The sequence below is a fragment of the Synechococcus sp. RS9916 genome, assembly GCF_000153825.1.
GTDB lineage: Bacteria > Cyanobacteriota > Cyanobacteriia > PCC-6307 > Cyanobiaceae > Synechococcus_C.
Window position 1 is genome coordinate 2,301,675 of the sequence record NZ_DS022299.1, and the last position, 23,271, is coordinate 2,324,945.

2 protein-coding genes are annotated in these 23,271 nt (G+C 64.2%); one reads left to right on the top strand and one right to left on the bottom strand.

Features of this window, described 5'->3' with window-relative positions; translation table 11 throughout:
- Window positions 1-120 precede the first annotated feature (120 nt).
- Complete coding sequence (locus tag RS9916_RS14610) at window positions 121-828, top strand: hypothetical protein (protein WP_156777543.1); 708 nt, start codon at window positions 121-123, stop codon at window positions 826-828.
- Window positions 829-855: 27 nt separating this feature from the next.
- On the opposite strand, the gene RS9916_RS11770 is transcribed toward RS9916_RS14610, so the two are convergent.
- Entirely contained in the window at window positions 856-23,196 is a 22,341-nt protein-coding gene (locus RS9916_RS11770) for an autotransporter outer membrane beta-barrel domain-containing protein (RefSeq protein ID WP_007099658.1), read from the bottom strand.
- Between the last annotated feature and the right edge of the window lie 75 nt (window positions 23,197-23,271).

The following is a 23,271-nucleotide window of genomic DNA, read 5'->3' on the forward strand; positions in this document are numbered from 1 at the left end:
TCTCCTTTTCTGTACATCTTATCATTTCATGCAGGTAAGCGCTTTTGATGGCCCGTCGCGAATGTTCGTATTGTAGTTTTTGGCTTGGTGTGATAAAATTTACTTTATTATCTTCTGTGCATGATTTCCTCTACTCTCTATAAGGATTTTTCGGACAGGTTGATAAGTTTTGATTGTTCTTATGGTTCACGCGAAGAGCGCAATTTATCCGCCTCTCAGTTTATCCGCTCTTTTGTCCTTTCAGATAGCGGTAGTATTCTTAATATTGGCGGTGGTGGCAAGCGTCATTTATCTCAATCACTTCCAAATTCCTATGATGTTTTCGAGGTAGATATCCAAGGTGATTGTGATCTTCTCTTTAACCTTGATTCTGGCCCATTGCCTTCCGAAATAGGTTCTTTTGATCTTTGTTGTGCTTTTGATGTCTTGGAACATCTGGAAAATTTCCATTCAGTCCTTGAGGATCTTTATTCCTTCTCTAAGCGTTCAATATTGATTACATTGCCGGTTGCTACCGGTGAAGTTTTTTCCAACTCTTTTTATCGTCCTTTCTTTGCTCGTGATTGTTCAGAGAATGGTTTTTACAACAAGTACTATGGTCTTCCTTTACAGCCCCCTGCCGATAGGCATAGGTGGTTTTTGACTTTTGCTGATATTGTACGTTATTTTCTTGACTTTGAAGAGAGGCATTCCTGCAAAGTTAACTTTGCCGTCCCTTTTTCTTCTCGGAATACTTTAAAGAAAAAGTTTTTCTACAAGATTCTGGGCCCTCTTCGCGCTTCTGAGGTTTTTGTTCCTTACGTATGGATTTGGATTAAAAAACTCTAACCATCGCCTTTTTGTGATAAGATTTTGCTAAAATTTCCACTCTAAGCCACCGCCGTAGTTGATGGATTGGGTGCTGGAAGGTGAGAGCTGACCGAGACCGTTGATGTAGATGGAGAAGCGGTCATTGATGGCGAGATCAAGGCCGAGACCGACGTTGAACCAGGAGGACGGCGCTGGTGTGCCGTCGACAGTGAAGGATCCCTTGGGAGCGGAGTTAAAGCGCGCGGTGAGCGCGCGGTTGGTGTCACCGAGATCCCAGGCATAACCAAGGGAGATGCGGGGGATGAGGGTGGTGGATCCTGCCTTGAAGGGTTGCTTGTAGGAGAGTCCGAGCTCGAGGGGGATCGAGTTGTAGGTGGCAGCGTCGTAGGTGAGGGCGTAGCTGGCCTTACCGGGGTTGGGGGTTTTGATCAGCGGGTTGCCGGGCTGAACGTAGGCGGTGTTGTTTGAGGTGGTGGTTTCGGAGTACTGGGCTTGGTTGAGCTGGAGCCAGCTGAGGCCAAGGGAGGGTGTGAGGCTGCCCTGGTTGCCGGTGGCGATGAGGTGGCTGAGGCGGAGGCTGCCGCCGATGGCGGTGCTGCTGGATGAACCTTGTTCGGTGGAGGGGTAACCGGGGATGTTGACCTGACGGGTGATGTCGGTGGAGAAGCCACCAGCGGAGAAGGAGCCTGAGAGCCAGGTGGATGGGGTGAGGCGTTGCTTGGCGTAGAGCATGCCGCTCCAGCCCTCGGTTTTACCGAATGTGGTGGGTTCAGTGGTGGTGGTCCAGAGGTTGTCAAAGCGGCCTGCGATACCGATGAGGGTGTTGTCACCGACGAGGGTGTCAGCGCCAACGGAGGTGTTGAAGGCATTGGTGCTGTAGCCGGATTGCTCGGAGCTGCCGCTGCCGGGTGTGGTGGCATCGGAGCCGCCGGCATTGACCCAGGTGCGCCACTTGCCGCAATCAGCGGGATCACCGGTGTAGGTGTCGCCGGGCTTGAGGGATTGGACGTTGAGGATGCAGCGCTGCAGCTGGGAGAGGACAGCCGAATCGAGGGTCTCGTTGACCTCAGCTTGGAAGGCCTGACCGGTGGCGAGGGCGACTTGGGGGAAGGCGGCGGAGGTGGCGCCAGAGAGCTGGCGGTAGAGGGAGTTGAGCTCCTTGGTGGTCTCCTGGGCAAAGATCAGCGCGGCCGTGGAATTGAAGGCCGAGGTGCTGCCGGCGGCTTGGATGGTGTTGACGGCCTTGCCGACGGCGGTGGAGTTGGGATCAAGGCCCTTGGGGGTGTAGTCAACGGTGTACTTGAAGGCGAGATCGGTGCGGTTCTCGATCAGATCAAAGCCAAAGGAGGCAACGGCTGATTGGGGCGCGATGAGCTTGAGATCACCGATGGTGATGCCTTCTTGGGCATTGACGATGCCGTCTGAGATGAAGGTGCCAGGCATGGCCTGACCGACCTGGTTGGCGAGGAGCTCAACGGTGCCGTTGAGGTCAGCGCGGTAGTGGGTGGTGAGGTTGTCGGTCTCGCCGGAGCGGAGGACCAGATCAGCCTCATAGAGGGAGGTCAAGCCCGTGGTGTAATTCGCCTTCACGTTCAGATCACCGATCCGGTAAGGGCCTTTCGGGTTGATTAGGCCGCGTTGCACCAAGGTGACGTTGCCATTGGCATCGACGAGTTCGGCTTCCAGCCGTGCCCCGGGAGCGTTGTAGATGTTTTTGGTGAGGCCGGGGATCAGCACATCACCGCTGATGATCCCCCAGTTCTTGATTTCATCCGGCCCGCCCTCGCCGGTGATCGCAGGGCTGGTGCCGACGTCTCCGCCGATGATCCAACCGCGATTGTTGATGCGCTCCACCTCAATAGTGGAGAGGTGGATTGCCGATGCATCAGGGCCGTTGCCGCCTTGGATGGTGGCGCCCTTGGCATTATCGACGCGGAGGTTGCCGTGCTGGATGCCGTTGGTGCTCTTGGTGATGCCGACGCCTCCGGTGCCTGAGGAGATGATGGTGCCGGTGTTGAGGACGATGACTTCACCGGCCGGAGCCACGCCATCGATCGCGCCTTCTGTGATGGCAGAGACGTGGCCGTCGGGGTTTTGGTAGAGGTAGGCGCCGCCGGTGGCGTTCTGGAACAGCAGGGCAACAGCATTGGTGCCGCTGGCGGAGATGGTGCCTGAGTTGTTGATGGTGATGTCTCCGGAGCGGCCGGTGGGGCTGTCGAGCAGCGTCTCGGAGCTGTCCTTGCTGACGCCACCAAAGACGAATCCGCCTCCGCCGGCGATGGTCTGGGCAATGAGAGCGTGGGCTTTGCTACCTCTCGACGAGATCAGGCCTGAGTTGGTGAAGGTGATGTTGCCGGAGCTGGAGTTGGCGTTGGTGTTGTTCAGGGAGACGGCACCTGTAGAGGACCCAGCAACACCACCGCCGCCACCGATGGTTTGGAGGAGAACACCAAAGCTGTTGTCACCGGTGGTGGAGATGATGCCTGTGTTGGTGGCCTCGATGTCACCGGAGCTGGTGGAGGTGCCGGCATGGCCAGCGGCGGAGAAGCTGACGCTGGAGCCGCCCGTGGTGTAGCCACCCCCACCGCCGATGCTCTGAAGGACCACCGCAGGTGACAGGTCACCGCTCGTGCTGATGCGGCCTGCATTGCTCCAGGTGATCGGGCTGCCGGTGGCTTCGGAATTTCGGCTTCCAAGACCCCCGCTCCCCAGTTGCACAGTGCCTCCTGTGCTGGCGGCAAAGCCGCCGCTTCCACCGATGCTCTGGGCGATTAATGCGGGGCTATTGAAGCCGCTGCTGAATACATTCGCCCCTTCAGTCAGGTTCAGGCTCAGCGCTCCAGCGTTGGCGTCGCCGTTGTGGAGATCGTCACTAATGCGTCCCAGGTTGAGGTCCCCTGCCACAACACCAACGGCGCCTCCACCACCACCAAGGCTTTGCACTTGGATGGCCGTGGCGTGATCACCACCCGCTCCAACTGTGTTGTCAACGCTTAGTTGGATCGTGCCGCCGGAGCGGTCTCCGTTGCCGAGGCCACCCAGAGCGGCATTGCCTCCCACCGAACCAGCGACGCCACCACCACCACCGATGCTCTGGGCTCGCAACGTGGTGCTCCGATCACCGCTGCTGGTGAGAGCCGTGTTGATCGTGAGATCGAGCGCTCCGCCGTGCCCATCAAGGGAACCAGAGTTCGCCGTGACCGTGTCAGCGCTACCTCCAAGGCCGGCATTGCCGCCGATGTTGCCAACTCGTCCACCACCACCACCGATGCTTTGCATCAGCATGGCGCTGGCATTGCTGCCCGATGTGGCTGTGGCCACTTGGCTGCTCAGGCTCAGATCAGCTCCGGAAGACAATCCGCGGTAGGTGCCGCCTAGCTGGGCATTGGCGCTGCTGTTGCCGGCATAGCCGCCGCCACCACCGATCGTTTGATAGGCCAGGCCACTGGAGCCTTCGCCGGTCGTAATGACGCGGCTGCGGCGCCCTGCAGTGAAGGTGATCCCATCACCCCGGCCCTGGGTGCCTGAATTCCCTCCGCCCAGCAGTAGATCGCCACTAGTGATGTTGGTGTTCGGGAAGACAAGGCCCCCGCCGCCACCAATCGATTGCACAACGAAGGCTGGTGACTGCGCTCCGGTGGTCACAATCGATCCGTCATTGCCTAGCGCCAGGCTGGTGAGGTTGAGCGTCACCGCGGCCGCATTGCCTCGGGCGCCGTCGGCGCCGAGGGTGACGCTGCCGGAGGCTTCCCCGCCACGGCCGCCGCCGGCACCAATGGATTGGGCTGCGATGCCAATCGATTGCTCGCCTGTGGTGGTGATGGTTTGGCTGCTGCGAACGCTGACGGCGGCAGCATCGCCATGCCCTCCGCTGCCTGCGCCAAGGATCAGGCTGTTGGTGGTGCTGCCCACCAGACCACCACCCCCACCAATGCTCTGTGCGATCACGCCATCACTGGCAGCGCCATGGGTGGTGGCGTTGGCACGCATCACGATGTCGACGGCTGCACCGTCGAGCCCAATGCTGGTGGTGGCACCGACCTGAGCTGCCCTGCTGGTCAATGGCGCATAACCACCTCCACCGCCAATGGATTGGGCCAGCACCGCTGGGGAGCCATCGCCGAAGGTGTTGAGGGCGTCCTGGATGTTGAGGGTGACGGTGGCTGCCTGATTGCTCGTCGCTGTTGTTCCCCCGAGGGAGACGGTCGTGGCGGTGGAGCCAGGTTCAGCGAACACGGCACCGCCGCCGCCACCGATGCTCTGCGCGACGATGGCCGCTGAGTTGGTGCCGCCGGTGCGGATGCTGCCGCGGTTGGTGAAGTTGATCGCACCACTGCCGTTCTGGCCCACAACCGAGCCGCCGAGAGCGACCGTCGCTCTCCCGGAGCTGGTGGTGTAGATCCCACCACCCCCGATGCTCTGCAGCACCACACCGCTGGAATTGGCCCCGGTGGTGACGACGGCGCCGGTGTTGGTGAAGTCAATGGCTCCGGCACTGCTGTTGCCACGGCCATCACCACCAACACGCACCGATGTCGGGGCACTCCCCACGAGGCCTCCGCTCCCACCGAAGGATTGAAGTGTGACCCCCGGTGAGCTGACACCTGTGGTCGTGACGGGTGCAGCGCTACTGGCGCTGATCGCTCCTGCGCTGACATCACTGCGAACCGCTGAAACAGTTCCCACCGTGACGCTGCCATTCACGGCACCCATCAGGCCGCCGCCACCGCCGATGCTTTGCAGCACGACGCCGGGGCTGTCATCCCCCAGGGTGGTCACACTGCGTCGCAGCTGGGTGTAGTTGAGGCTGCCACCGCTGGCGTCGACGCCCGCCTTGACGTCGCCACCGATCGCCACGGATCCCCCGACATCGGCCACCACACCGCCGCCGCCGCCGATGCTTTGCAGCACAACGCCGGGGCTGTTGTCTCCAACGGTGAGCACTTCAAAGGGCAACGCCAGGGTGAGGTCTGCGCCAGTGGATGTGTCGGTGGTGTGGCCACCCAGCGCCACTTGTCCTTCGGGCACATTGCCGATCCAGCCACCACCACCACCGATCGATTGATGAATCACGCCGGGTGAGAAGGGGCCCTCCGCTTGGAGCGTGCCGCCCGCATTGACCAGCGTCAGCGTCCCACCAGAGCCATAGGTGCCTTCGGTTCCGCCACCCAGGACCACGGTGCCGCTGCCATTGGAATCACCAAGGCCCACCTGGCCGCCACCGCCACCGACGGATTGCATGAGATAAGCGGGGGCATAGGCACCACGGGTGGCGATCACCCCATTGGCGTTGTTGATGGTCACTTCGCCCCCATCACCGCCGCCGTCATTGCTGCCCAAGGTCATCGTGCCGCTGGCCTGGCCGACGCGGCCACCACCACCTCCGACGGACTGGGCTACCACGCCAATGCTGTAAGCACCAGAGGTTTGAATGCGTCCATTGCGGTTGTTCACCACCACCGCGCCTGCATCACCGCTGGCATTCGCTGCTCCCATGACGAGCGAGCTGAGGCTGCTGCCGGCGGTTCCACCGCCGCCGCCGATGCTCTGGGCAATCACGCCTTCGGAGCGATCGCCGAGGGTGATCACGGTGCCCTGGTTGTCGACCGTCACGTCGCCGGCATTCCCGCGTCCCCCCTCCATGCCCAGGCGCATGCGCAAGGCGTTTTGAGACGTGAAGCCACCACCACCGCCGATGCTCTGCACGATCACGCCTTGCGATTCTTCCCCGCTCGTGATCAGTCGGGTGCCCCGACTGATGGTGAGGTCGAGCGCTCCGCTACTGCCAAGTTGTCGATAGTTACTCCCCAGACGCACAACGGCTGCCACACCTTGTCCATCGCCGCCGACGTACCCGCCACCTCCACCAACGCTTTGGGCAATCACAGCCGGAGATGATGTGCCTAGGGTCTGAATGCGTGAGCTGCCTTTGGAGACCAGCGTGACCAGTCCGGCGCTGGTGTTGCCAATCGCCTTAGACCCCATGCGCACAGAGGCGCTGGAGGTGAATGCCACGCCACCGCCACCACCGATCGATTGCAAGGTGAGGCCAGGGCTGTTGTTGCCTTCCGTGCTGATCTGCCAGTTCGCGCTGATGGCGCGCACCGCTGCAGCCGAGGTGTCTCCCACGCTGAGGGTGCCGAGCTCGATGCTGCGTCCTGCTACCTCGGAGGCATAACCACCACCCCCACCGATGCTTTGCAGCACGACGCCAGGGCTTTCTTCGCCCAGGGTGATTGCCTGGAACGGACCATTCAGGGTGATGCTGCCGCCTTGGCTATCGCCGATGCCATTGCTGCCTAGCTGAAGGGTGCCGCCCACGTTGTTCACACTCCCGCCGCCCCCGCCGATGCTCTGCACCATCAGCGCAGCGGAATTGTTGCCTTGGGAACTGAGGCTGGCCCCAGCGTTGCTGATCATGCGAATCGAGCCTCCATTGGCACTGCCGATCGCGTCCTGCATGCCCAGGGTGGCGTCACCGCCCACGCTGCCTAGGCGTCCACCACCACCACCGATGGCTTGCACCAGTAGCACCGGTGAGGTGGAGCCTGCGGTGGTCACGCTGCCTTGAAGGTCCACCAGCAGGGCTTGCTCCACCGGAGCTTCGGGGCAGGAGCCGATTGGGCAGGCCACGGGATAAAGCAGCCCGCTGCTGCCGCTGATGTCCAGGGCGCCACTGCTCCGGCGGCTGCCGAGGGTGCCAGTACCTGTGGTGTTGCCGGCAAAACCGCCACCACCACCAACGCTTTGCACCACCACACCAGGACTCACCTCCCCTGTGGTCTGGGCCGTGCCGCGCATGATCAGGTTGATGGCCCCACCACTTCCGCCGGTGAGTGCCGTGGAACCCAGATTGCTCGATGTGCTGCTGTCGACCAAGGCCCAACCGCCGCCGCCGCCGATCGACTGGATCACAGCTGCTGCAGATCGGTTGCCGGCCGTTGCGATCAATCCCCGGATCGGGGAGAGCGTTAGGGCACCGGCTGATGCGTTGATGGCGGTTTTCGCCCCCAGCTGAAGGCGGGTGGTGCTGGCCTGTCCAAGACCTTGCACCGCACCGCCGCCACCGCCGACGCTCTGCGCCACAAGTCCTGGTGCAGCATCCCCAGTGGTGATGATCTGGCCGGTGTTGGCCAGAGTCAGCTCTCCGGAGGCACTGCTGTTGCTGCTGGCAAGGGCTGCTCCAAGGATCAGGTGTTCGCCGCGCCCTGCAAGGCTGCTGAGGGCGGTGAATCCCCCTCCCCCGCCAATGCTTTGCGCGATCAAGCCACCACTGTTGTTGCCAGTGGTCTGCAGATCGGCGTCATTGCTGATCGCAATCGCTCCTCCCCGTTGGAGTCCGGCGCTCGAACTGCTGCCCAGATGCACAGCGCCCTGGACGGTGTCGACCATGCCCCCGCCACCGCCGATGCTCTGAATCACCATGGCGGGTGCGTTGTTGCCTTCGGTGAAGGCGCCTGCCCCCTGATTGGTGGCCGACACGCTGCCTCCGCTGAGGTTGGAGTTGGCGCCAGTGGCTTCACTGGCGCCTAAATCCGCCTGGGTGTCGACTGAGCCGAACAATGTTCCGCCCCCACCCCCGAGGGAGAGCACGGCAATGGCGGCTGCGTTCGCTCCACGGGTGACCACAGTGCCGCTGTTGGTGACCGTGATGGAGCCGCCGCTGAGATCTCCCGCTGCTTCGGTGCTGCCGAGGCGCAGGGTGTTGATCGAAGCACTCGAGGCCCCGCCACCGCCGCCGATGCTCTGCAGGCGGAGGCCCTGGGCGTCGTCGCCCAAGGTGAGCACGTTGCCGGATGTTCTGATGTTCAGCGCGCCGCCACTGGCTCCACTGCCGCCGCGTTGGCCGAACTGGCCGTTGGCGATTTGATTGCCGTCAAAGGAGGTCCAACCACCCCCCCCTCCCACGCTCTGCACTAGCAGGGCGGAGGCCCCGTCGCCGCGGGTGCTCACCCGGGTGCCGCTGTTGGTGACATTGATTGAACCTGCGGTGCTGTTGTCGCTGCTGGTGGCACCCAGATTCAGCACAGTGCCGGATCCCTGATCATTCGACCGGCTGACATCCGAGAGAAAGCCGCCGCCTCCCCCGACGGACTGCGCCAGCAGTGCCACGGACCCCGTGCCGAGGGTGGTCAGGGTGTTGGTGTTGGTCACACTGACGGACCCCGCTGTTGCCCGTGAGGCTTGCACCGCGCCCAGGGTGATGGCGGGGGAGTCGCTGGCGCTGGCGAACCCACCGCCTCCCGCGATGCTCTGGGCTACCAGAGCACTGGAACCGCGCAGGGTCGTGGCCACTGGGCCGCTGTTGCTGACGCTTACATCACCACTGTTGGCTGTGGCTGCTCCTTGCATGCCGAAGCGGAGAACGTCGTTGCCAAGGCGTCCGGCGACGCCACCACCACCACCAACGCTCTGTGCCAGGAGACCAGGGGATTGAATCCCGGCGGTGGTCACCGTGGCTGTGTTTATCAGGCTCACGTCGCCACCACTGATGACGTAGGTGTCGTTGAGGCTGATCAGATCGGTGCCTCCGCCGAGTCGGCCCAGGCTGAGGCCTTCGCGGGTCTGGGACCCTGCATAGCCCCCGCCACCGCCGATACTTTGGGCGATCAGGCCACCGGAGTTCTGCCCGGTGGTGAGCACCCGCGCTCCTTCGTTGGTGAGGCTCACCGATGCCCCGTTGGCCACCAAGGAGTCCGTGGTTTGCACGATGCCCATTTGCAAGGCGCCGGCGAGGTTGTTCGCCCTGCCGCCGCCGCCGCCGATGCTCTGGGCAAAGGCTGCAGGGGCGTCATTTCCTTGGGTGGCCAGGGTGGCTGTGTTCAGGATGGTCACGGCGCCACCGGAGGCGCGGCCGCTGCCACGCACACTGCCCATGCTCAATGCACCGGCTTGGTTGCCCACCACCCCGCCACCACCACCGATCGACTGACCCACCAGAGCAGCGGCACCGGCTCCTGTGCTTGTGAGATCGGCGCGATTGGTGATGCTGACGCTGCCGCCTGAGGTGTTGCCGTTGTTGTCGGTGGCACCCAACAACGCATTTGTGGAGGCATCCACTTCCGCGGTGATCCATCCACCACCGCCTCCGATCGATTGCGCCAGCAGCGGCCGGGCGTAATCGCCGGTGGTGACCACCGCACCGGTGTTGGTGACGCTGATGGAGCCACCGGCACCATCGAGCGTGTCATTGCTGCCCAGTTGCAGATCAAAGTCGAGGGTCTTTTCACCCAGCCTGCGGGCAATGCCGCCGCCGGCACCGATCGACTGCACCACGAGTGCACTGGAGGAGGTACCTGTGCTGACCAACCGGCCGCTGTTGCTGATCTCCACATCGCCGGCGTTGCCGTCGCTCACCCCCTGGCTTCCCAGGGTGATGGTGCGTGCAAACACAGGGTTGTTGGCGATGGTGGTGAAGCCGCCGCCGCCGCCGATGCTTTGCGCCGTGAGCAGGGCCGAACTGCGGCCAAAAGACCGGAGGTCGCCGCTGTTGGAGAGGGTGACCGCTCCGGCATTCGCGATCGCCAGATCGCTGCCTCCCATTTGCAGAGACGTTCCCTCTGTTAACCCGATGATTCCGCCCCCTCCGGCCAGGCTTTGAACGACAAGGGCAGAGGAGCCTCCATTCAGAGTGGTGATGTTGGCGCGGTTGCTGACCTCGACGTCTCCCCCGTTGGAGGTTTGCAGGGAGCTGCCGCCCAGGGTGGAGGGGGAGTTGCTTAGTCCCAGACGGCCTCCGCCACCGCCGAGGCTCTGCACCACCAGACCAGCGGACCCCTGACCCCGGGTGGTGATCGTGGCGCCTTGGCTGTTGACCGTGATGTCTCCACCGCTGACTCCGGTGCGGGCCGTGCTGTTGGTGGTGCCCAGTTGAGCGCTTGTGCCTCCAGACCCAGAAGCACTTCCCCCACCCCCACCAATGCTTTGCACCAGTACGGCGGGGGAGGTGACCCCCTGTGTTTCGATCGCAGCACGATTGGTGACCGTGATGCCACCCCCACGGGCGGTGGCACCGAGATCCGTGGCCCCCAGTTGCAGGCTGCCGCCGGCAGAAGCCATCACGCCACCACCACCGCCAATGCTTTGCACCGTCAGCGCTGCGGAATTGTCTCCCAGTGCCAGCAGGTCGGATCGGTTGGTGACCGCGACGTTGCCGCCGGAGCTGTTGCCGTCGCTGCCATTGGTGCCCAGTCGTGTCTGTGCTCGATTGCCCGCATTCACAAGGGCATAGCCACCGCCGCCGCCGATGCTCTGGGCGGTGAACACCGGTGCGTTGTCACCTCGGGTACTGAGCTGTGCAGCGGTGCTGGTCACGGTCACCGCACCGGCGTTGCCGGTGACGTTGCCTGTCGCTCCAAAGGTGAGGTTGTAGTCCTCGTTGCCGTTGGCTTCGGAGATGAATCCACCGCCACCGGCGATGCTCTGGGCGATCAGGGCTGCGGATCCCTTTCCGGCCGTCTGGATCACAGACTGGTTGGTCACCGTGACGTTGCCGGCGTTGGCTTGACCGCTACCGCTGGCACCAATGGCAATACTGCTCCCAGCGGCTGTGGCACTGGTGCCACCGCCGCCGCCGACGGATTGCGCCATCAGGCCAGCTGCATTCAGCCCGAGGGTGGTGATTGTGGAGCGGTTCGTCACGGTCACGTCTCCTCCCGGATTCGCGCCCTGTTGGTTGGCACCCAGCACCAGGTCGTCGCCCAGGGTCAGGCCCGTGTAACCACCGCCCCCTCCAATCGACTGCACCAGCAGTGCTGTGCTGTTGCGCCCTTCGGTGGCGATCTGTGTGTGTTCACTGGTTACTGTCACGGCACCGGCAGTCCCGCTGGCAGCACCACTGCTCCCAAGGACGGCCGAACCGATCACACTGCCCAGCCAGCCCCCGCCGCTGGCGATGCTTTGCACCACAAGTGCCGGTGCATTGAGGCCACTGGTTTGGATTGTGTCGCCACTGCCGGTGAAGCGGACGGCTCCGGCATCGCTCAGGCCAGAGCCACGGCTGTTGGTTTGGCCTAATTGAACTGACCCCAGGGTGCTGGCGCCGAGACCGCCACCACCGCCGATGCTCTGCACCACCAGGCCTGCTGCTTGCTTGCCCAGGGTGATGACGGAGCCGTTCTGGGTGGTGCTGACGCCTCCAGCGCTCAAGGTGCCGCTGACCTGACTGGCCCCTAGGGCGATGCTGTCGCCAGCGTTGCCGACCACACCGCCGCCGCCGCCGATCGATTGGATCACGGCACCAGCGGAGGAGTCGCCCGCTGTGGAGATGGCACTGGCGTTGGTGATATTGACCGCCCCACCTTGGAGGGTTGTGCCCGCCTGGGCACCGAGCTGGGCATCGGCTGTGCTGAGCAGCAGCGACCATCCGCCACCGCCGCCGATGCTTTGGACCACCAGGGCTGGACTGATTTCCCCGAGGGTGACCAGTCGTTCGCCGCTGTTGCGGAGCTGCACCATGCCGCCTTCGGCGTTGCCCACTCTGGTGCTGCCCAGGTGGACGCTGAAGGGAGTATCGGTGCTTTGGCGTGAGGTCTCGGCAATGAAACCGCCGCCGCCGGCGATGCTTTGGGCCATCAGTGCAGGGGAGCCGTTGGCACCGGTCTGCAGGGTGCTGCTGTTGGTGACCGAGACCCTGTCGGAACTAGCGTTGCGGGTGTTGCCCCCTCCCAGCTGGGTTCTGGCCCCACCTGCGGTGGCCACGGTGCCTCCACCACCGCCGATCGACTGCGCCAGTAGAGCAGCTGAATTGATGCCGAGGGTGGTGATTGCCCCTCGGTTGGTGACGTTCACGCTCCCGCCACTTCCTGACAGGCTTCCTCCCAAGGTGATGCTGTCCCCCGCTGACAGTCCTGCGATGCCACCCCCACCGCCAATGCTTTGAGCGAGCAAGCCGATGGCGTTGCGCCCATGGCTTTCCAAGAGGCCCCGGTTGGTCACGCTGACCTCGCCGCCGGATCCGCTGCCGGTGCCAGAGCCCCCCAATGTGACTGCGGTCTGAAGGCTGGCGATGGAGCCGCCACCCCCACCGATGGATTGCACCCGCAGGACGGCCGAGTTGTTTCCGCGACTGATCAACTCCTTGCCCGTTTGGGTCACCGAGACTGCGCCGCCATCACCACTGCCGTTGAGGGTGATGGCCCCCAGCTGGATTGGGCTGTTGCCGGCACCGATCTCCCCTGCACTGCCGCCGCCAGCGCCGATCGATTGCACGTTGATCAGGGGGCTGTGCTCCCCAGTGCTGAGGATCGATCCGCGGTTGCTGAAGGTGATAACGCCGCTGGACTGCTCGCCGCTGCTGGCAGTGGAGCCCAGGTTTGCTTGCCCAACGACCGACCCCGCTGCACCGCCGCCGCCACCGATGGATTGGAGGCTGATGGCACCGGAGTAGTTGCCGCTCACCACAACCGTGGCCTGGTTGGTGGCGTTGATGCTCCCCCCCAGCATGCTGCCGCTGCTGTTGCTCGCACCGGCCTGGAGTGCTCCGCTCACAGGACCCACCCAGCCGCCGCCGCCGCCAACGCTTTGGACCATGAGCGCCGGGCTGTAATCGCCCTTGTTGATCAGCAGATCACCTTTGGAGGTCAGCTGAATGCTGGCGCCATCGAGCGTGGTGCCGGCGTCGCTGTACAGGCTTCCCAATGTGGCGGAGCCACCGACGCTTGAGACGTGCCCACCACCACCGCCCAGGCTTTGCGCCATCAGGATCGGAGCGAACGACCGCTCGGTTTGCAGATCGGCGCTGTTGGTCAGCTGCAGTTCACCACCGCGTTGGCTGCCGTTGGCGGCTTGTGAACCCAGCTGCGCTGCCGCAGTGATCTGGTCGACACCGCCGCCGCCGCCGCCGATGCTCTGCACTACCAGAGCCGGGGAATCGATCCCTTCTGTGATCAGGGTGGCGGAGTTGGTGAGCGCAATCGCACCGGCATCGCCGCTGGCATCGTTGCTGCCCAGTGTTGCCGTGCTGTAGTTGCTGGCGGCTTCACCGCCGCCGCCGCCGATGCTGCTGATGGCGATCGCAGCGGAATTTCGCCGGTTGGTGGTGATCGTGCCGCGGTTGGTGATGGTGATCGCGCCTCCATCGCCACTGCTGCCACCACTGTTGCCCAGCTGGATGGCGCTGTTGCTCACAGATCCGGTCACGCGGCCGCCACCGCCGCCGATGCTGCGGGCCACCACTCCCGTGGCATTGATGCCACTGGTGCTGATCGCACCGCTGTTGGTGATGGTGATCGTGCCGGCGTTGCCATTGCCTCCGTTGCTGGCACCCAGGCTGATGCTGCCGCTGGTCATCCCGGCATCGCCGCCGCCGCCGCCGATGCTGAGGGCACTGATGGCAATCCCATCAGGGCCTTGGGTGCTGATGGGTGCGCTGTTGGTGATGCTGATGTTGGCAGCATCGCCGCCACTGCCCCCGCGCGTTCCAAGCTTGAGGTTCAACGCCGAGGTGCTGGACACACTGCCGCCGCCCCCTCCGAGGCTCTGGGCACCCAAGCCATAGGAGCCCTCGCCGCGCACCTCGATGCTGCCGCTGTTGGTGATCGCCACCGCACCGCTGTTGCCACCATCGCCACCGGATCCTCCGAGCAGCACGCTTGCGTTGTTGAGCAGGCTGTTGCCTCCTCCGGCGATGGCGATGCGGCCACCGCCACCACCAATCGACTGACCGAACAGGCCGTGCGATTGCATGCCGGTGGTGACGATGGTGCCGCTGTTGTTCAGGTTGACGCTCCCACCGTCGCCGCCACTGCCGCCACTGCCGCCACTGCCGCCGATTTGTAGTGAACCGCGCACAGCGGTGCGTTGCTCTGCATCGGCAATGCTGACGCTTGCGCCACCGCCGCCGCCGCCGATGCTCTGGGCATAGAGGCCAATGGCATTCACCCCCGTGGTGAGCAGGTTGGTGCTGTTGGTGGCGTTGATGCTGCCGGCGTTGCCACCGCTTCCGCCTGAGCCGCCAATCTGCCCCTCGAGATCGATCACAGAGCGTGTTGTGCCTGCAGCCACCGTGGTGGCGAGACCACCGCCGCCGCCAAGGGTCTGGAGCATGAGTGCTGTGGATGCGGCACCACTGGTGAGGATGCGACCGCCCTCGCTGCTGAACGACAGGGCTTGGCCCTCACCCCCATCACCGCCCGCACTGCCAAGGGCGACGTTGACGTTGACAAGGCCGTTCTGGACATCGTCGATGGTGTGGCTCGCTGCGCCACCGCCGCCGCCGATGCTCTGCAGGGTGAGGCCAGGGCTGTTGTTGCCGCTGGTCTGAATCAGCAGTTCTCCCAGGCTCACTTGAATGGCGCCAGCATCGCCGCCACCGCCTCCCAGGCTTGTGGTCGTGGTGCTGCGGGTGGCTTTGGCGATCACGGTGCCGGCCTGGCCGCCTCCGCCGCCGATTGATTGCAGCAGCACGGCCGGGCTCGCCTCGCCGCTGGTGAGCACGGTGAGGCTGTCGTTGCGGCCATGGCTGAAGTTGACGCGGCCACCATTCCCACCGCTGCCGCCATCACTGCCCATGGTTGTCGTCATGGATGAGGCATAGCTCGCTTGGTCGCTATCGCTGGTTTTGATCACTGAGCCACCGGCACCACCGCCGCCGCCGATGCTTTGAATCAACACGCCGACCGATTGATCCCCCCGGGTGATCACGTTTCCGGTGACTTCGCCCCTGAGTTGCTGCCCGAGCCCTCCATTGCCGCCGTCAGCGTCGGAGTCTTCATCCACCGACAGCCCGAAGGTATAGATCGATTCGATTGTCGTTGTGGTGTCGGAGTCAACGTTGCTGGTGACGGCCCCTCCCTGACCACCACCGCCACCCACGGACTGCAACAGCACCCCATGGGAGTTGTCTCCTGTGGTGATCAGCGTTCCGTCGATGTAGGCACTGACCCTGCCGCTCTGACCACCGTCGCCGCCTGCACCGCCCATGCTGAAGCTGGCCGACAGGTTGCCGCTGGTGTTGCCACTGTTGACGGTTCCAGTCGACCCGCCGCCCCCACCCACGGACTGCAGGAACAGGGCATGGGCGTTATCACCGGCGGTGACCAGGTTGAGGCGTGCCGGCTGAGAGGCCGTGCCGATCGAGACATCACCACTGTTGCCACCGTTCCCGCCATCGGTGGTGACCGCCGCTGATGCGCCGAGAGAGACCGAGCTGTTAGCGGTGCTGGCACTGACGTTGCTGCCCAGTACGGATCCCGCGGTGCCGCCACCACCACCGATCGATTGCAGCAGGATGGCGTGAGCACCAGAGCCGCTGCTGCGGTTGCTGTCTCCGGTGATCACGGTGAGCGGTTCGGGGGCCAGCAAGGTCACATCCCCCGCAGAACCACCACTGCCGCCAGCTCCTCCCATGGAGAAGGCGGTGGCAGCCGAGACGTTGGCATTGCCGCCATCGGCGTTGCTGGTGACGGATCCACCGGCACCACCGCCGCCGGCGATGCTCTGGGCGAACAGGCCGATCGAGCCTTGCCCGGTGGTGACGATCCGGCCGCTCAGGGATGCGGTGACATCCCCTGACCAGCCGCCGCCGGCTCCATTGCCGCCAGTGACGGCTGAAGCTCCGAAGGAATACTCGCTGTTGGCGGTGCCAGTGCCATCGGCATTGGACGTCACTGCTCCGCCCTGACCGCCGCCGCCGCCGACCGACTGAAGCAGCACGCCATGGGAAAGATGGCCTGTGGTGATGAAGGTGCCGTCGCTGTAGACCGTCACATCACTCGCGGTGCCGCCATTCCCACCCGGACCGCCGAAGGCGAAGGAGGCGGAGAGATTGCCGCCGGCCGAGGAGCTGTTGACACTGCCGCCGGCACCACCACCGCCGCCGATCGATTGCAGGAACAGAGCATGGGCCGTGTCTCCTGAGGTTTGCACCTGCAGATCCGTCCGTTGGTTGCTGGTGCCCAGCTGCACCCGTCCGCCAGCCCCGCCGGCGCCACCGCTGCCGGAAGTGGCCACGGTGGCCCCCAGCGAAAAGCTGCTGTTGGAGGTGCTGGTGCCGGCCGTGGTGCCACTGACCACCGAGCCTCCCTGACCGCCGCCGCCGCCGACCGATTGCAACAGAATGCCGTGGGAGCCATGGCCGCTGCCTTCGCTGTTGCCTGCATTGCTGTCGCCGGTGATCACAGTGAGCGTTGTTGGCGTGGTCACCTGGATGGCGCCAGCCGATCCACCACTGCCGCCCGCTCCCCCCATCGAAAGGGTCGTCGCTGCTGAGAGTTCGCCCCCGCCGGAGTCGGCCACGTTGGTGACGCTGCCGCTTGATCCGCCACCGCCACCCACCGATTGGGCAAACAGACCGATGGCGCTGTCGCCGAGGGTCCGGATGGCCCCGCTGAGGGATGCGCTCACCCGACCCCCATTGCCTCCCCGTCCGCCGCTGCCTGAGAGGGCCGCTGAGGCGCCAAAGCTGAAGGTTGCGTTGGCGCTGTCGTCGCTGCTCACCGGTGTGGCATTGGCGGTGACGGCACCGCCTTGGCCGCCGCCGCCGCCGACCGACTGCAGCAGGATGCCGTGAGAGGTGGCCCCTCGTGTCAGATAGGTGCCATCGGCGAACAACGACACTGCCCCCGCTGTGCCTCCCACGCCACCATCGCCACCCATGGCGAAGGAGGCGGAGAGATTGCCACCGGATGTGGTGGCGTTCACCGCACCACCGGCACCGCCGCCGCCGCCCACCGATTGCAGAAACACCGCCATGGCGTTGTCGCCGCTGGTTTCCACGCTCAGGCTGGCCGGTGTTGCGTTGCTGCCGAGGGTGACGCTGCCGCTGTTGGCGCCGTAGCCGCCATCGCCACCGTCACCCGTGCTCAGTCCGAAGGACATGGAGGTGTTGGAGCTGGAGGTGGAGACGTTGCTGCTGCTCACGACCGCGCCGCCTTGTCCACCACCACCACCAATCGACTGCAACAGAATGCCGTGGGAGCCGTGGCCTGTCCCTGCATCGGCATCGCCCGTGAGCACGGTCAGGCCATCGGGCACCAGCAGGTTGATGCTGCCCCCCCGGCCTCCATTGCCGCCATCTCCGCCCATGGCGAAGGAGGCTGAAGCGGAGAGGTTGCTCCCGCCGGTATTCGCACTGCTTGTGACCGCGCCGCCAGCGCCGCCACCACCGCCCACCGATTGGGAGAAGAAGCCGATGGCACTGTCGCCGAGGGTGCGGATCAAGCCACTGATGGAGCCGCTGATGGCGCCTGCACTGCCGCCACCGCCACCATCCCCACCGCTGCCGGCGGAGGCCCCGAAGGAGAAGTCGGAGTTGGCACTGCTATTTGGGGATGCGTTGGCGGTGGCCGAGCCGCCCTGACCGCCGCCGCCGCCGATGGATTGGATCAACACACCGTGGGACAGGGTTCCCTTTGTGATGTAAGTGCCGTCGGCATAGAGGTTGACGGCACCACCGGATCCGCCATTCCCCCCGTCGCCACCCATGGCGAAGGAGGTGGACAAATTACCGCCACTTGCCCCTGACTGGCTGCTGCCGCCGATTCCACCACCACCACCGACGGATTGCAGCAACAGGGCAATGGCGTTGTTGCCGATCGTGCTGGCTTTGGCACTCACTGGGCTGCTGGAACTGCCCATGGTCACGCTGCCACCAGCGCCACCGGAACCACCATCACCTCCACTGGCCGCAGAGACCCCGAAGCTGAAGTCGGCATTGCCATCGGTGGTGCTTGTCGACTTGGCCGCTCCGCCTCGTCCACCGCCACCGCCAACGCTCTGGACGGTGATCGCCGCAGCATTGGTGCCGCGGGTTGACACGGTGATGTCACGCAGCCCTTGCAGGCTGGCACTGCCGCCGTCACCGCCATTGCCTCCATTTCCGCCGAAGCCCATGGAGACGGACCCGGAGGAAGACGTTTGGGTGGAGCTGTTGGATGTTGTGCTGCTCGAGCTCGAGCCGGAGCTGTTGCTGTTGCTTTGTCCCGGACTGCTGGAGCTGGAGGCACTGCTGATCGCGGCGCCGCCGCGACCGCCCCCTCCACCGATCGACTGGATGAACAGTCCATCAGCTCCAATCCCTCGGGTGCTGATGCTGCCGCCGAAGGCCACTGTTACAGCGCCGGCATCACCGCCACCGCCGCCATCCCCGCCATCGCTGACGCTGGCGCCGAAACTGAAGTCCACATCGGCATCACTGGTGGTGGACCCGCTGATGGCACTGCCACCGGCACCGCCGCCGCCGCCCACCGACTGCGCGATCAGACCTGAGGAATGCACCCCCCTGGTGCTGATGTCGCCAAGCAGGAAGACGTTCACGCTGCCGCTATCACCACCGGCACCGCCCTGGGCTCCAAAACTCATGTTGCTGGACAAGGAACCGCCCGTTCCGCCGCTGACGGCACCTCCGCCTGCCCCACCGCCGCCGCCCACGGATTGAGCCAGAACAGCATCGGCGGCTAACCCGGTTGTCTCCACAACAAGGCGCAGTGGGCTGCTGGTGCTGGAGCCGATCTGAACCGATCCGCCGGTGCCGCCGGTGCCGCCACTGCCCCCTTCAACCGCGGAGGCTCCGAAGCTGTATTGCGACGACGACACGGTGACACTGCCGGCCATCGAGCTTCCGCCCTGACCACCGCCGCCGCCGATGGATTGCGCGTTGAGACCGAGGGCCATCACGCCGCTGGTGCTGATGCGCAGCACGCTGTCGGCGGAGGGGCCTTCCACAATCACGGCTCCTGCCGTTTGGCCATCCCCGCCGCTGCCGCCCATACCCACTGAGAGGCTGCCGCTGATCGAGCTGCTGTTCTTCGATCCCGAGGCTGAAAGCGATTGCGTGGATCCGCCGGCACCGCCACCACCACCCACCGATTGGGCCAGAAGGCCAGTGGCTTGGAAGCCCACAGTGCTGATCGAACCCGACACGGTCACCGACACATTGCCGCCGGTGCCGCCATCCCCTCCATCACCCCCGAAGTCGGCACCCAAGGTCACTGCATCACCACTGCTTGATGCCGAGAGGGAGTAAGAGCTCGTTGAGCCACCTGCACCGCCACCGCCGCCAACGGATTGGGCGAGGATGCCGTAGGAAAAAGCACCAGCCGGTAGGAGCAGATCCGGCCTCAGGGTGTTGCCGGTCACGATGACGCCGCTGGTGGTCAACGCGACATCTCCGGCCGAACTTCCACTCCCGCCAGCACCGCCGAGACTCACACCGCCAGTCACGCTGGTGCTGCCTCCGGCAGACCCGTTGAGGGTTGTTGTGCTGCCGCCCGTGCCTCCGCCTCCGCCGATTGATTGGGCCACGATCCCAGGCGAATGCTCTCCTTTGGTGGTGATGATCCTGGTGCTGTTGGTGACAGTTACAGCACCGCCGGTGCCGCCATCGCCCCCAGAGCCGCCGATCGACACAGTGCCGCTGACGCTTGTTCCGCTGCTGGCCGATAGCCCAAGGGTGCTTGTACTTCCGCCACTTCCGCCGCCGCCGCCCACCGATTGGACGTAAAGGCCTGGGGCAAAGTCCCCCCGGGTGCTGATGCTGCCGCCGCTATTGATCACAGACACGGAGCTTGCGTTGGCCCCAGTGCCTCCGGAACCACCCACCACGCCTCCGACTGCGACGGATGTCCCGCCTGAGGCTGAGGCCTGCATGCTTGTGCTTGACCCCCCTTGCCCCCCACCACCGCCGATGCTTTGGGCGATCAGGCCAGCGGAATAGTCCCCCAGGGTGTCGAGCACCATGTTGGTGAGTGACACCGTCACGGCTCCCCCCGTTCCGCCGTCTCCTCCAGAACCCCCCAATCCGAAGCTGCCGCTGAAGGAGCCATCGCTGGACAGCGACACCGATCCACTCACGCTCGACCCTCCTTGTCCACCACCACCACCCACGCTTTGCACCAAGAGTGCAGGGGAGTGGCCGATCAGAATCCCCTCAATGCTGCGTCCTGTCTTGATGGAGCTGTCGCTGAAGGTGAGGCTCACGGATCCTGCGCTGTTGCCGCTTCCTCCGTCTCCTCCCAGGGCAACGGCAACCCCTCCTGACACAACGCCTGCGGTCATCGAACCCGAGACGGCAGACCCGCCGGCTCCACCGCCACCGCCCACGCTTTGAATCAGAGCCCCTGGGGATGATTCGCCGTGGGTTGTGATGTCTCCAGCCAAGGTTGCGCTGACATTGCCGCCGCTTCCGCCAGCTCCACCATCGCCACCGACGGCAACGGAAGCGGAAACGGTGCCTGCAGAGGCAGAAAGCGAACTACCGCCGGTGCCGCCACCGCCACCAATGCTGCTGACGATCGCGCCCGGTGAGTAGCTGCTGCGGGTTTCGATCGGACCATTGAAGTTGACCGTGACATCACCAGCGTTTCCACCCGCTCCCGCGCTTCCGCCAATGGAAGGTGCTGCCGCGATCGCTCCACCAGAGATCGCCATGCTGCTGCCGCCGTTTCCGCCACCCCCTCCAATGCTCTGCACTTGAAGGCCAGGTGCTTGGAAACCGTGGGTTTGGAGCTCACCTTCCAAGGCCACCGTCACGCTGGCGCCGTTCCCGGCTGCGCCTCCGATGCCACCAACCCCCACCGCAAACGACTGCGCACTGACCGACCCAGACACCGCATTGCCGCCATTGCCACCGCCGCCACCGATGCTGTTGATCGAGACACCGGTGGAGTAAGCGCCAAGGGTTGAGACATTGGCTTTGAAGGGCAGGTCCGTACTGCCGACGGTGACCGTGCCTGCGTTGCCGCCTGTTCCACCATCCCCGCCAACGGCGAGTGAATAAGAGGCGGTTGTTCCAGCAGACACTGACGTCGCACTTCCGCCGGTGCCGCCGCTGCCACCGATGCTCTGCACCAGTAGCCCTGGTGCTTGAAAGCCCAAGGTGACAAGGCTGATTGCGCCTGATTCGGAGGAATCGGTTCCCACACTCACATTGCCGCCGACACCGCCGCCCCCTGCATTGCCGCCAACAGCAACGGAGGCACCAGCTCCCGCGCTGTTTGCATTACCGCCATTACCGCCACCTCCTCCAATGCTTTGCACCACTACGCCACCGGCGTAGTCCTGTTCGGTGAAGACAGAACCGTTACTGAGAACGGCACTGGCGCTTCCTCCATTCCCTCCGTCACCACCGCTGGAGCCGACGGCAATCACGCCCGAACTGGTGCCGGCGTTACCACCACCACCACCGATGCTTTGCACCAGGATCCCTGTGGAACCCACATTGGCGCCCCCGTCACTCGCTCCAGTCGTGATGCGTCCACCGGTGAAGGTGAGCGACGCTGAGCCACCATTGCCTCCTCCTCCAGCTTCGGACCCGACGGTGGTCAGGCTGGTTTGATTGCCCACAGAACCACCGCCACCACCGACGGCCTGCACCAGGATCCCCTGGGCGTTGTTGCCGTCAGTGGTGACACTGCCACTGGTCATTACCAGTTCGGCTACTCCTGCATTCCCGCCCACGCCTCCACTTGATCCGCCGAGGTTGGCGACAGACAGTTCTCCTGTGACAGCGCCGCCGCCGCCTCCCACGCTCTGCACATTGATCCCAGTCACGCTGTCGCCGGTGGCTGAAATGTCGCCCGTGTTGGTGACCGAAACATTGCCGGCTGTGCCTCCGGTGCCGCCTTGTCCGCCGTAGGTGATCAGGCCGCCTGAGCCCGTAGCGCCGCCTTGGCCGCCCACCGATTGAACCAGGATGCCGGAGCCACCAGGCCCTGCGTCATTTTCAGAATTGACCACGATTGAGCCGGCGTTGGTGATCGTGGCGAGCCCGGAATAGCCGCCGTTGCCGCCGTCACCGCCACCGGTGGAGTACCAGCCTCCGTCGCCGCCGTCACCACCAACGCCACCCACGCTCTGGCTGAGGAGTCCAATGGCGCCGTAGTCGGTGGAGTCAATCGACACATTGACGCTGACATCACTGTCAACGGTGAGGTTGACGATTTGATTTTGCGACGAGCCTCCTGCACCACCACTGCCGCCACTGCCGCCGATGCCGGCATTGCCTCCATCGCCGCCGTTGCCGGCTTGGGCTGAAGCGATCCCACCTACGACGTTGTCAAAACCATCGAGGAGGTCGCCACCGTCCACGGTGATGGAGACACCGCTGCTGAGCACAACCGTGACCGAACCAGGACTGGCGCCCTGGCCACCATTGCCGCCATTGCCAAAGGTGGGACTGTTGCCTTTGGATCCGGTATCCCCCCCCGAATTTGCACCACCGGATTCCGAGAGGCTCCCTCCCAGCGTGTAGGTGATGGTGGGGCCAGGGTTGCCGGTTCCGTAGATGTAAGGAGCTGTGGTGACGGTCCCTGAACCACTACTGCCGTAGAGGTACGTGCCACTACTGCTGCCGATGTTTTCGGTCTGGGCGATCACACGCCCGATTGATCCACCAGCTAGCAGCAGGGTGGGCAACACAATCAGGAAGCGCTTGGTGCTTGCTCTCAAACCAAACGCCAGTGCTTACTTACTGGACGCTAGGGAGTGTTCAATTTGCTGCAGGAGTCTTAATGATTAAGTTGC

What these genes read in the sequence shown, in the direction of transcription:
- RS9916_RS14610 (WP_156777543.1), top strand. Translation starts at nt 121, where the DNA reads ATGATTTCCTCTACTCTCTATAAGGATTTTTCGGACAGGTTGATAAGT.